General features: G+C 65.7%; 10 protein-coding genes and 1 riboswitch. Of the genes, 5 read left to right on the forward strand and 5 right to left on the reverse strand.

Annotated features, from left to right (window positions below):
• Positions 1-7 precede the first annotated feature (7 nt).
• A riboswitch (TPP riboswitch) is annotated at positions 8-107 on the reverse strand.
• Positions 108-216: 109 nt separating this feature from the next.
• The 3 genes from DEM25_RS07340 (at position 217) to DEM25_RS07350 (ending at position 3196) form a co-directional block, all read left to right on the forward strand.
• Positions 217-882, forward strand: coding sequence for a thiamine diphosphokinase (locus DEM25_RS07340; protein ID WP_109765613.1), 666 nt, complete (start codon positions 217-219; stop codon positions 880-882).
• A gap of 67 nt (positions 883-949) precedes the next feature.
• Positions 950-1207: a hypothetical protein gene (locus tag DEM25_RS07345; protein WP_109765612.1), complete on the forward strand. Its 258-nt coding sequence runs from the start codon at positions 950-952 to the stop codon at positions 1205-1207.
• A 159-nt stretch (positions 1208-1366) separates the two neighbouring features.
• Complete coding sequence (locus DEM25_RS07350; RefSeq protein ID WP_109765792.1) at positions 1367-3196, forward strand: ABC-F family ATP-binding cassette domain-containing protein; 1830 nt, start codon at positions 1367-1369, stop codon at positions 3194-3196.
• Positions 3197-3266: 70 nt separating this feature from the next.
• Here DEM25_RS07350 and phbB read toward each other — a convergent pair whose 3' ends face one another.
• A complete protein-coding gene (gene phbB, locus DEM25_RS07355) occupies positions 3267-3989 on the reverse strand; it encodes an acetoacetyl-CoA reductase (protein ID WP_109765611.1) in 723 nt (240 codons plus the stop codon).
• 98 nt (positions 3990-4087) lie between these two features.
• Positions 4088-5263, reverse strand: coding sequence for an acetyl-CoA C-acetyltransferase (locus DEM25_RS07360; protein ID WP_196780296.1), 1176 nt, complete (start codon positions 5261-5263; stop codon positions 4088-4090).
• 242 nt (positions 5264-5505) lie between these two features.
• Between DEM25_RS07360 and phaR the strand changes: the two genes are divergently transcribed.
• A complete protein-coding gene (gene phaR, locus DEM25_RS07365; protein ID WP_109765610.1) occupies positions 5506-6114 on the forward strand; it encodes a polyhydroxyalkanoate synthesis repressor PhaR in 609 nt (202 codons plus the stop codon).
• 15 nt (positions 6115-6129) lie between these two features.
• Here phaR and DEM25_RS07370 read toward each other — a convergent pair whose 3' ends face one another.
• From DEM25_RS07370 to DEM25_RS07380, 3 genes are read right to left on the reverse strand one after another with little or no spacing between them, the layout of a single operon-like run.
• The gene (locus tag DEM25_RS07370) at positions 6130-6576 is read right to left on the reverse strand and encodes a hypothetical protein (protein ID WP_147393286.1); all 447 of its coding nucleotides are present in this window, start codon (positions 6574-6576) and stop codon (positions 6130-6132) included.
• 5 nt (positions 6577-6581) lie between these two features.
• Entirely contained in the window at positions 6582-7493 is a 912-nt protein-coding gene (gene pdxY, locus DEM25_RS07375) for a pyridoxal kinase PdxY (RefSeq protein WP_109765608.1), read from the reverse strand.
• On the reverse strand, positions 7490-7744 hold the full coding sequence (locus DEM25_RS07380; RefSeq protein ID WP_109765607.1) for a hypothetical protein: 255 nt from the start codon (positions 7742-7744) through the stop codon (positions 7490-7492). Before DEM25_RS07380 ends, pdxY begins: the two co-directional genes overlap by 4 nt.
• A gap of 131 nt (positions 7745-7875) precedes the next feature.
• On the opposite strand from DEM25_RS07380, the gene DEM25_RS07385 reads away from it, so the two are divergent.
• Positions 7876-12681: an NAD-glutamate dehydrogenase gene (locus DEM25_RS07385; protein ID WP_109765606.1), complete on the forward strand. Its 4806-nt coding sequence runs from the start codon at positions 7876-7878 to the stop codon at positions 12679-12681.
• Positions 12682-12706: the final 25 nt, after the last annotated feature.

Raw genomic sequence — 12706 nt, forward strand, 5'->3', positions numbered from 1 at the left:
TCCGACCGCGTCGATCGCGTCTAATCCCTACGCCGGTGCTAACCGGATCAGGTTCTTCGGGTTGGCATGACGCCTCTCAGCCGTTTCCGGCACCCCGTTAGAGCAGGTTCGATCTAGCATCACCGCCGGCCCGGTTCAAGCGCCCGGCCAGCGAAATCGGTCTGCCGCACTGGCCAAGCCCTTGGCCTGCTGCCGCAAATCGGTCTAGGCAGAGCCATGAAGGCAGCGAAAGCCACCGCCCGCGACGCGCGGTTCGCAATTCTCATGGACGGCGACCTGACGCCCACCGACCGGCTGCGATCACAGGTTGCCGGTGCTCGTGCGATTGCCGCCGACGGCGGCATGCGCCATGCGGCAGCGCTCGGTCTCGAGCCGGAAGTCTGGGTCGGCGATTTCGATTCGACGCCGGATGAACTGCTCGGCCGGAACGGCCATGTTCCCCGGCATGACCTTCCGGCGCGCAAGGCGATATCCGACGGCGAACTGGCGGTGATGCGCGCGCTCGAGGCCGGCGCCCGGTCGCTGGTTCTGTGCGGCGCGATGGGCGGTGCGCGCAGCGACCACATGCTGTTTCACATCATGATGGCATTGCGCATAGCGCGCGAGAGGGACATCGAGGTGTTGCTGACGAGCGGGACCGAGGAGGCATCGCCGTTGTTGCCCGGCAAGCCCGCCATGCCCGACTGGCCGGCCGGTACGCTGTTTTCAGTGATCCCGTTTTCGCCACTGTCCGGCCTGTCGATCGAACGGGCAGACTGGCCGCTTGACGCCGTCGAGGTCGCGATGGGCAGTTCCCTGACCCTTTCGAACGTGTCGGCGGACGGTCTGCGCATTCTTCTGGGCAGTGGAACCGCGGCGCTGGTTGCATCGTTTGATGTGTGATATCGAACACACTGCAAGCCCTGATGGGGTGTTTAGATCGGCGCAGGCAAAATAGGAGACTGAGCCCATGAGACTTGGATTGACCATTGCGGCGGTGGCGACGGCAGGCATGCTTGCTGCCGGCTGCACGACCACCGAACAGACCACGGCGGCGGGTGCGCTGATCGGCGGCGGCGCGGCAGCCGTTGCAGGCGGCAACACCGGACAGATCATCGCGGGCACGGCCGTCGGCGCGGGCGCCGGCCTGCTCGTCGGTACGCTTGCCAACGGAAACTGCCGTTACCGCAATCCGGACGGCTCGACCTACATCGCCCGCTGCCCCTGACCGGGAGCCAATGCGATTACCGGAGAAGCCCGCCTCACCGGCGGGCTTTTTCGTGGGCGCGCGTTCCGGGAGCGCCATGGGTCGTCCCTTTGCCACCCTTGATTTCCGCTGGCCAAGACGGCACATCCGCCTTCTCACCCGGACGGACCCGCCATGGCCATTGCCGCGCCCCTGATGCGTCTCGAAGACATTACGCTGACCTTCGGCGGCAAGCCGCTTCTGGAGGCGGTTTCCTTTTCCGTCCATCAGGGCGACAGGATCGCGCTGGTCGGGCGGAACGGATCGGGCAAGTCGACGCTTTTGAAGATCGCGGCCGGTCTGGTCGAACCAAGCGGCGGCACGGTGACCGCCGAGCGCGGGACGACCGTGCGCTATCTGCCGCAGGCACCCGATCTGGACGGTCATGCCGATCTTCACGCCTATGCCGCCGCCGGGCTTGGCCCGCTCGACGATCCGCACCGTGCGGATCGGCTTCTGGCGGAACTCGGTCTCGATCCGGCCCGTTCGCCCGCCAACCTGTCGGGCGGCGAGGCGCGCCGCGCGGCGCTGGCGCGGACGCTGGCGGCCGCACCCGATCTCCTGCTGCTGGACGAGCCGACCAACCATCTCGACCTGCCGGCGATCGAATGGCTCGAAGGTGAACTGGCGCGGTCCGCGTCGGCGATGGTGATCATCTCGCACGACCGGCGCTTTCTCGAGACTCTGACCCGCAAAACGGTTTGGCTCGACCGGGGCACAATCCGCGAAAACGCCAAGGGGTTTGCCGGCTTCGAGGAATGGCGCGACCGGGTTCTCGAGGAGGAAGAGCGGGATCTGCACAAGCTCAAGCGCAAGATCGTGCGTGAGGAGCACTGGCTGACCTATGGGGTGACCGCGCGGCGCAAACGCAACCAGCGCCGCCTGTCGGATCTGAAGTCGCTGCGTCAGCGGTTTCGCGATCACGACAAGGCGCCGGGCGCGGCGAAGATGGAGGCGAGCGATGCCCGCGCATCGGGCAAGCTGGTGATCGAAGCCGACACTGTGTCAAAGACGCTCGGCGGAAAGCCGCTGGTGCGCGATTTTTCGCTGCGCATCCATCGCGGCGACCGGATCGGGCTGGTCGGGCCGAACGGGGCCGGCAAGACGACGTTGATCAATCTGCTGACGGGAGCGGTCCAACCCGATGCGGGCCATGTGCGCCTCGGCGCCAATCTCGACATCGCCGTCCTCGACCAGCGCCGCGCCGCGCTCGATCCCGACGAGACGCTGGAGCATTTCCTTACCGACGGGCGGGGCCAGTCGCTGGTCGTCAATGGCAGCCAGAAGCATGTTGCCTCCTACATGAAGGATTTCCTGTTCAAGCCCGAGCAGGCGCGCACGCCGGTGCGCGAACTGTCGGGCGGCGAGAAGGCGCGGCTCGTGCTCGCGCGCCTTCTTGCGCGGCCGGCCAACCTGCTGGTGCTGGACGAGCCGACCAACGATCTGGACATGGAAACGCTCGATCTGCTGCAGGAGCTGATCGCCGGGTTCGACGGCACGGTTCTTCTGGTCAGCCACGATCGCGACTTTCTCGACCGCACCGTCGGCGCCGTCATCGCGCCCGATCCGGCGCAGCCGGGCCATTGGCTGACCTATGCGGGCGGCTATTCGGACATGATTGCGCAGCGGCGCGAGCGGACCGCCAAGACCGATGCGTCACCGGCCAAGGCAAAGCCGGCAAGAACCGGCGAAAGCCCGGCCCAGCCGGACACGAAGTCCGCGCCGGCACGGCGGAAACTGTCCTTCAAGCAGAAGCACGCGCTGGAGACGCTGCCGGGCGACATGGAACGTCTGGCCGAGGAAATCGCGGGGCTCGAAACGCAAATGGCCGATCCGGACTTTTTCGCGCGCGATCCGTCCGGCTTTTCCGATGCGGCGAAAAAGCTCGAGGCGGCGCGTTCGCGCCATGCGGCGAAGGAAGAGGAATGGCTTGAACTCGAACTGATGCGCGAGGAAATCGAAGGCGCCTGAGTCCGGGGCGTTTGCGCAAAAAAAAGCGGAGCGGGATGCCCCGCTCCGCCGATCAGCGAGTTTTGCCGGTTCAGCCGAAGAACTGGGCGCCGTTGGCCGAGATCGTCGAGCCGTTGATGAAGCCGGCATCGTCGGAGGCCAGGAAAGCCACGCAGCGCGCAATCTCCTCGGGCTCGCCGAGCCGGCCTGCGGGAATTTGCGCGATGATGGATTCGCGCACCTTTTCGGGCACGGCCATGACCATTTCGGTCGCGATGTAGCCCGGGCAGACCGCATTGGCCGTGATGTTGTTGCGCGCGCCTTCCTGGGCGAGGCTGCGCACGATGCCGATGTCGCCGGCCTTGGTGGCCGCATAATTGGTCTGCGCGAACTGGCCCTTCTGGCCGTTGACAGACGAGATGACGATGACGCGGCCGAACTTGCGCTCGCGCATGCCGGGCCAGACGGGGTGGATGGTGTTGAAGACGCCGGTCAGGTTGGTGTCTATGACATCCTTCCACTGCTCTGGCGTCATCTTGTGGAACGGCGCATCGCGCGTGATGCCGGCATTGGCGACGACGATTTCGATCGGGCCCAAATCGGCTTCGACCTTTTCGATGCCGGCCTTGGACTCGCCATAGTCGGCGACGTTCCACTTGTAGGTCCGGATGCCGGTCGCATCGGTGAAGGCCTTGGCCTTTTCGTCATTGCCGGCATAGGTGGCTGCGACCGTGTAGCCGGCCTCCTTCAAGGCCTTGGAGATTGCCTCCCCGATGCCGCGCGTTCCGCCGGTGACAAGCGCCACTCTGCTCATGATGTCTCCTCCCTTTGAATTGCGATGGCGTGGCGGCGGAGCGGGCGGACGACAACCTCCATGCCATCCACCGCCCGCCGTCCGTTGGTGCTGTCAGGTCAATCCCGCTCGACGCAGAGCGCAACGCCCATGCCGCCGCCGATGCACAGCGTGGCCAGGCCCTTTTTGGCGTCGCGGCGCTGCATCTCGAAGAGCAGGGTGTTGAGGACGCGGGCGCCGGATGCGCCGACCGGGTGACCGATCGCGATCGCGCCGCCATTGACGTTGACGATGTCCGGGTTCCAGCCCATGTCCTTGTTGACCGCGCAGGCCTGGGCGGCGAATGCCTCGTTGGCCTCGACCAGGTCGAGATCGTCGATCTTCCAGCCGGCCTTCTCCAGTGCCTTGCGCGATGCGGGGATCGGCCCCGTGCCCATGATCTGCGGATCGACGCCGGCGGTCGCCCAGGAGACGATGCGCGCCATCGGGCTGATGCCCCGCTTTGCGGCTTCTGCGGCACTCATCAGCACCGTCGCTGCGCCGCCATCATTGATGCCCGACGCGTTGGCCGCGGTCACCGTGCCTTCCTTGTCGAAGGCGGGACGCAGCTTGGCGATGCCGTCGATCGTGACGCCGTGCTTGATGTATTCGTCGTCTTCGACCACGGTCTCGCCCTTGCGGGTCTTGACCGTGTGCGCGACGATTTCGTCCTTGAACTTGCCCGCCTTCTGGGCGGCCTCGGCCTTGTTCTGGCTGGCGACGGCGAATTCGTCCTGCTGTTCGCGGGTGAGCTGCCACTGGCGCGCAACGTTCTCGGCCGTGTTGCCCATGTGGTAGCCGTAGAAGGCGTCCATGAGCGCGTCCTTGAGCATCGTGTCCATCAGCTTGACGTCGCCCATCTTCACGCCGCCGCGCAAATGCTGGCAGTGCGGCGACATCGACATCGATTCCTGGCCGCCGGCCACCACGATGTTGGCATCGCCGGTGGCGATCTGCTGCATGCCGAGCGCCACCGCCCGCAGGCCCGATCCGCAAAGCTGGTTGATGCCCCAGGCGGTGGTTTCCTGCGGACACCCTGCGGCCATCGCCGCCTGCCGGGCCGGGTTCTGGCCTTCGCCGGCGGCCAGTATCTGGCCCATGATCACTTCATCGACGTCGGCCGGATCGACGCCGGCCCGCTCGAGCGCGCCCTTGATGGCCGTTGCGCCCAACTCGTGCGCCGGCACATTGGCAAATGACCCGTTGAACGAGCCCACTGGCGTGCGGGCTGCGCTGGCGATGACGATCGGCTCCATGATGTGTCTCCTCGACAAACTGCAATATACAAGCGGCAAAACGCGTGGTTCGGCCTTCGTGTGCCACAGATATCGGCCATTGCCTATTGGTTAAAGGGATAGGGTGGGCTGCGGTTCCGCAGCGATTTGGTGCGATGCGAGAAACGTTTTGAATTTGACCAGATCAGGGTTTACTGTTTCGCCCACGGACAAGATTGTCAGGGCGCTGGCAAGAACCCGGAAGGCCGATCAAGGAGATGTCCATGGGCAAAACCGATGGCGCGACAATCATCAAGAAATATGCAAACCGTCGGCTCTACAACACCGGCACGAGCACCTATGTGACGCTCGACGACCTGGCCACCATGGTCAAGGAGGACGAGGACTTCACGGTCCAGGACGCCAAGTCCGGTGAGGACATCACCCATTCGGTCCTGACGCAGATCATCTTCGAACAGGAGGCCAAGTCCGGCCAGACCATGCTGCCGGTCTCGGTGCTGCGCCAGCTCATCTCGTTTTACGGCGACCAGATGCAGATGGTGGTGCCGAGCTATCTCGAACATTCGATGGCCGCCTTCGCCCAGGAACAGGAACGCATCCGCGAGCAGATGACCTCGATGATCGGCAAGTCGCCGATTGACGTCGTGGCCTCGGGTCAGCAGATGTTCGGCGAGCAGGCGCAACGCAACATGGCGATCTTCCAGGAGGCCATGAAGATGTTCAATCCGTTCGCGGCGATGGCCGACACCCAGCCCAAGAACGGCGCGCCGGCCGCGGCGCCGGCCGAGAGCGAAGCCGGCGACCAGAACGATCTGCAGTCGATGCGCGACCAGATCGCCGAAATGCAGCGCAGGCTGGACAAGTTGGGCTGACCGGACAGCTCGGCTTCAGAAGCCCGCGCAGTCGTCGGCGATCTGTTCGAACACGGCGTTGACGATCAGCCCTTGCTCGATGGCGAAGGTCTCGCGGTTCAGCACTTCATTGTCCGCAAAGCGGAAGCAGACCGTCGCCGACACGCTGCTCTCGTCAAAGCCCGGCTCGATCCGATGGGCGACGGTGCCGCCGGCGACCGCATCTGCCCACACATCGAGACTTTCGAGATATTCCTCGCGCGTCTGCGTGATGCCCAGATCGCGCAGGTCGATCACCGCGCCCTCGGCCAGAAGCGTGCCTGCCCGTGCCGCCATGGCCTGGGCATCCTGTCCGGGCAGGAGGCTCGCATACCAGCCATTGACCGCTGCGACCGCGTCCACCTGACCGGCGTGGGCGGCCGATAGGCCGCCGGCCAGCACCATGACCAGGCTGACAATGCATCCGCTTTGCCGTCGTCGCATCTCGTTCATCCTCCAATCGTGATGTCTTCGGACCGCCGCCCGACGGAACGGACATCGATGTCGGACACCGGCTCGGACAGAAGGGCGGCATCGGCCGCCAGGGTCAGCTCATCCGCTCCGCGGGCACGGGTGTTGGCAAGCACGTCATGCACGGATGCCGTCGCCCGCCGCAACGCCTCCAGATGGCCGCGCCCGTTGACAAGGTGCGCCAGAAACAGCGCTGCGGTCAAATCACCGGTGCCGTTCGGCGCGCGGTCGAAGGCGGCGTGTTCGGCAAGATGGGCGGTTTCGCGGAGGACGAGCAGGTTTCCGGTCATGCCCGGCTGCGCGGCGAACGCGCTGGTCACCAGCACGGCAGGCGGGCCGAGCGCCCGCGCGGCATCGATGATCGCCTCATTGTCTTCAAGCACGCGGCCCGAAAGCCAGGCCAGTTCGAACCGGTTCGGCGTCGCCAGATCGGCGACGGGCACCAGCGTGCCGGCGATGGCGCGGGCGACCTGCCCGGACACGTAAAGCCCGCTCTCGTCGCCGATCACCGGATCGCAGGCGTAGACCAGATCGGGCCGCACCGAACGCAGCGCGGCCACCGATGCTGCAATGGCCGCAGCCTGGCCGGCATCGCCCAGATAACCCGAAAGCACCGCGTCGATCTCGCCGGCGAACGGACCGTGGGCGAGATCGGCCATGAAACCGGCAAACTGGCGATTGTCATGGACGATCCGCGTCGCCGGTCCATGACCGGGATGCCAGGGCAGAAGGACGGTCGGCACGGCGATCACAGGGTGGCCGAGGGTCTCGATGGCGAACACCGCCGCCCGGTTGCCCACCGCGCCGCGCGCCACATGGCTTGAGATCACGGCGACCGAACCGGGCTGGCCGCCCGATCGCACGTCCGCTTTGTGCGCCGTGCCGCTCATCGCGTCAGATACGCAAGCAGCCATAACGCCAGACCGATGAAGGCGATCACCGAAAGGGCGCGGCCGACCCGCCGGCCCCACACTTCGACCGGATCTCCGCCCTCGGCCTCGGTCGCCGTCAGATGGTCGCGCGCCTTGCCTGCGGCGCGCACGAAGGATGAGCGGCCGACGATCTCCGATTCGCGTTCGACGCGCTCGATCACCTTGCGCGCTTCCTCTTCGCGCGCGTCATGTGGAGGCTTGCTGCTCATCGACCCGTCCGTCGCGTGGCGTTGCCCGTGTGGCGTGCAATTTGTGCTGCAAACTGCAATCGCGCTGTTATGGTGACGACCTAAACGCCAACAGAGCGTGAGTAAACGAAAATCGCGGACGGGATGGGGACATGGCAAAGGCATTGAACGCGGCTTCGCGGCGTAAACTGGCCCGAATCGCGGACCGGATCAGCGACAAGGCCAAGGTGCTCGCCGAACACCTTCTGCTCGATGCCCATGGCGAGGACATGGCGGTCCTGTCCGACGACGTGCTCGCCGGCGCGCTGAAACTGGCGGCATCGGCGGTCGCCGATCATCGCGCCGGCAAGTCGATCGTCCGGACCCAATCGCTGCCCGACGGTCCCGGCCGGCATTGCACCGTGATGGCGATCGTCAACGACAACAAGCCGTTCCTGTTCGATTCGGTGCTGGGCGAAATCAATGCCGCCTCGTCGACGGTCGAGTTCGTCGTCCATCCGGTCCTGGAGGTCCAGCACAGCAAATCCGGTTTCGAGATCATCGACAAGTCGCGGCCGGGCATGGCGCTCGAATCGACGGTGCGCACCAGCGTGATCTCGGTCGTCATGTCGGGTCTGGACGACCGCGCCGTCACCGAACTGGAGGCGGGCATCATCGCCACGCTCGGCCAGGTTGCCGCCGCCGTGCGCGACTGGCCGGTGATGCTGGATCGGCTCGATGCGATCGTCGCCGAGCTTCACGATGGCATCCTGCCGGCGCGCAAGGGCGATGTTGCCGAGGCGCTGGAGTTCCTGCACTGGCTGCGCGACGACAATTTCACCTTCCTCGGCATTCGCGAATACGATTATGTCGGCGGCGAAAAGCGCGGCAAGCTGCAGCGCGCGGACCGGCCTTCGCTCGGCATTCTCAGCGACCCCGACGTCCGGGTTTTGCGGCGCGGCGACGATGCGGTGACAACGACGCCTGAGATCCGCGCGTTCCTCAACAGCCGCGATATCCTGATCGTCACCAAGGCCAATCTGAAATCGGTGGTGCACCGCCGCACCTACATGGATTATGTCGGCATCAAGCGCTACGACGAGAAAGGCAGACTGTCGGGCGAACTGCGGCTGGTCGGCCTTTTCACATCGACGGCCTACACGCGTTCGGTGCAGCGCATTCCCTACATCCGGTCCAAGATCAAGGCGGTCCTCAAACGCTCGCATCACGATCCCGACAGCCATTCCGGCAAGGCGCTGCTGAACGTCCTTGAATCCTATCCGCGCGACGAACTGTTCCAGATCGAGGTGCCGGTCCTGACTCGCCACGCCGAGGCGATCGTGGCCCTGGCGGACCGGCCGCGCGTGCGCGTGCTCAGCCGCATCGATGCGTTCGACCGCTTCGTCTCGGTCATCGTGTTCGTGCCGCGCGACCGCTACGATTCCGAAATTCGCGAACGCATCAGCGCGCATATGGCGGATGTCTATGAGGGCCATGTCTCGGCCTTCTATCCCGCTTTTCCCGAGGGCACGCTGGCGCGGGTGCACATCATCATCGGCCGCCGGTCCGGCAAGACGCCGACGCCGACGCAAGCCTCGCTGGAACGCGGTGTCGCGGCGATCATCCGCACCTGGGAGGACGCCCTGCGCGATGCGCTGGCGGCGAAGGGCGCGGCGATCGACAGCGACCGATTCGCCTTTCCGGAAGCCTATCGGGACACGGTGTCGCCCGAGCAGGCCGTGTCGGACATCGGCTTCATCGACACGATCGGCGCCGACAATCCGATCGCCGTCGATTTTCTGCGCGACGAGGACGACGCCGACGACCAGGCGCTGTTGCGCGTCTTCCATGCCGAAGAGCCCGTGGCCTTGTCCGAGCGGGTGCCGCTTCTGGAAAACATGGGCTTCCGGGTGATCTCCGAACTGACCTACCGGGTCGGCTGCGCGCCGGGCGAGGGCAACCGGCCATCGTGCATCTGGCTTCACAGCATGCGGATCGAAAGCGCCTCGGGCGCGCCGGTGAACCTGGACGATGAAGGGGCGCTCTTCGAGGACGGGTTCCGGTCAGCATGGGCCAAGGAGATCGGAGACGACCGCTACAATGCCCTGATGCTCGCATCGGGCATGGGGGCGCGGACGATCCGTGTGCTGCGCGCCTACGGCCATTATCTGCGCCAGGCAGGCTCGGCCTACAGCCATGCCTATATGGCCGCCACGCTGGAACGCCATGCCCAATTGACCCGGCAGCTCTACGAACTGTTCGATGCGCGGTTCAATCCAACGCGACAGGCGGACCCCGACGAGGACACGGCGGTGACCGAAAAGCACCTGCTATCGGCGTTCCGTGACGCGCTGGCCGACGTGCCGTCGATCGATGAGGACCGCATCCTGCGGCGGTTCTGCAACGTGATCACCGCCACGCTGAGAACCAATTTCTATCATCCGGAGGCGGACGGCCGACCGCGCCGGACCCTTGCCTTCAAGCTCGATCCAAAGGCGATCGACGCCCTGCCGGAACCGCGGCCGCATCGCGAGATTTTCGTCTTCGGTCCGGAGGTCGAGGGCGTGCATCTGCGCTTCGGCCCGATCGCGCGCGGCGGCCTGCGCTGGTCGGACCGCTCGGAGGACTACCGGACCGAGGTGCTGGGGCTGGTGAAGGCGCAGCAGGTCAAGAACGCGGTGATCGTGCCGGTGGGCGCCAAGGGCGGTTTCCTGCCCAAGCGCCTGCCGCGCGACGGTTCGCGCGACGAGGTCTTCGAGGCAGGCAAGAACGCCTATGTCACCTTTGTCGCCTCGCTTCTGTCGGTGACCGACAATCTGGACGGCGAGACGGTCGTGCCGCCGCCCCTGACCGTGCGCCGCGACGGCGAGGACCCCTATCTGGTGGTCGCCGCCGACAAGGGCACGGCGACCTTCTCCGACACCGCCAACGGCATTTCTCAGGCGCACGGCTTCTGGCTCGACGACGCGTTCGCCTCGGGCGGTTCGGCCGGCTACGACCACAAGAAGATGGGCATCACCGCGCGCGGCGCGTGGGAAGCGGTCAAGCGCCATTTCCGCGAGATGGACAAGGACATCCAGAGCGAGCCGTTCACCGTCGTCGGCGTCGGCGACATGTCCGGCGACGTTTTCGGCAACGGCATGCTTTTGTCAGAGCAGATCAGGCTTATCGCCGCCTTCGACCATCGCGACATCTTCATCGATCCCGATCCCGACCCGGCTGTCAGCTTCGCCGAGCGCAAGCGCCTTTTCGAGATGGGCCGGTCGTCCTGGCAGGATTACGACACCGCCAAACTGTCGCGGGGCGGCGGCATCTACCCGCGCAACTTGAAGCAGATCACCCTGTCCAAGGCGGCCGCAGATGCCATCGGGCTCGACAAGGTCAAGGCGACGCCAAGCGAGATCATGACGGCGATCCTGACTGCGGACGCCGAATTGATGTGGTTCGGCGGAATCGGCACCTATGTGCGCGGATCGGCCGAAAGCAATGCCGAGGCCGGCGACCGCGCCAATGACGCCATCCGCATCACCGCCAAACAGTTGAGGGTCAAGGTAATCGGCGAGGGCGCCAATCTGGGGCTTACGCAGCGTGCCCGGATCGAATACGGCCTGGCCGGCGGGCGATGCAATTCCGATGCGATCGACAATTCGGCCGGGGTCAATTCCTCGGACCTTGAGGTCAACATCAAGATCGCCTTTGCCGGGGCGCTGGCCGACGGCAGTCTCGAGCGCAAACGGCGCGACAAACTGCTGGCCTCGATGACCGACAGCGTGGCCGATCTGGTGCTGCGCAACAATTACGAGCAGACGCTGACCATAAGCCGTGCCGAGCGCAGGAAGGACGCCAATCTGGCGCTTCAAGAAAGGCTGATGACGTCGCTGGAAGAGCGCGGGCTTCTGGACCGCGCGGTCGAACTTCTGCCCGACGAAGAGGCGCTCGCCGAGCGCCGGCAGGCCGGCCAGGGTCTGGCGCGGGCGGAGATCGGCGTTCTTCTGTCCTATGCCAAGATCGTCCTGTTCGACGATCTGGTGCGGTCGGCACTGCCGGACGAACCTTATCTCGAAGCAGATCTGTTCGGCTATTTCCCGCCGCGCATGCATGGCGATTTCGGCGACCGGATCAGGAACCACCGGCTGCGCCGCGAGATCATCGCCACCGTCCTGGCCAACCAGATCGTCAATCGCGGCGGCCCCTCGGTGATCAGCCGGTTCGAGGACGCGACCGGCATGCTGCCGTCCGGCATCGCGCGCGCCCACGTCATTTGCCGCGACGCCTATGACATCGAGGCGCTGCACGCGGCGATCGACGGGCTCGACAACCAGGTGCCGGGCGATGCGCAGATGGCGATCTACGACGAACTGGCCGAGGCGCTGCGCGGCGCGATCGGCCAGTATCTGAAATCAGGCGACATGACCGGCGATCTCGGCGCTGCGGTCGCCGCGCTGAGCGAGGCGCGCGCCGCGCTCGAGCCGGACCTGCCAAGGATCGTGCCGGACTATCTGGCCAACTGGGCGCAGCAGCGCCGCGAGCGTTTCAAGCAGGCCGGCATGGCCGACGGGCCGGCGCAAAGGCTGGCGCTTCTGCCCGTCGCGGCCGTGACGCCGGACATCATGGCCGCTGCCGCTGCCACCGGCCGGCCGATCGGCGAGGCGGCGAAGGGCTATTTCGACGTGACCAGGAGCTTCCGCATCGGCCGGCTCGAACATCTCGCCCACCAATTGCCGGCGCACGACTATTTCGACGGGCTGGCGCAGCAGCGCGCGCTCGACACGATTCATTCGGCGCGGCTGGCGATCACAACCGCGGCGCTCAAGGGCAACGGCGCCGATCCGTCCGCTGCCGTCGAAAGCTGGGTCGATGCCAACAAGGTGCGGATCGCCCGCGTGCAGGACCGGATCGTCGAACTGACCGATCATGGCGATCTGACGGTCTCGCGCCTGACGGTCGCCGCCGGCCTTCTGGCCGATCTCGTCGGCTGAACCCGATGGCGTAGAACTGTGATGA

It is taken from the genome of Oceaniradius stylonematis, from assembly GCF_003149475.2.
Lineage (GTDB): Bacteria > Pseudomonadota > Alphaproteobacteria > Rhizobiales > Rhizobiaceae > Roseitalea > Roseitalea stylonematis.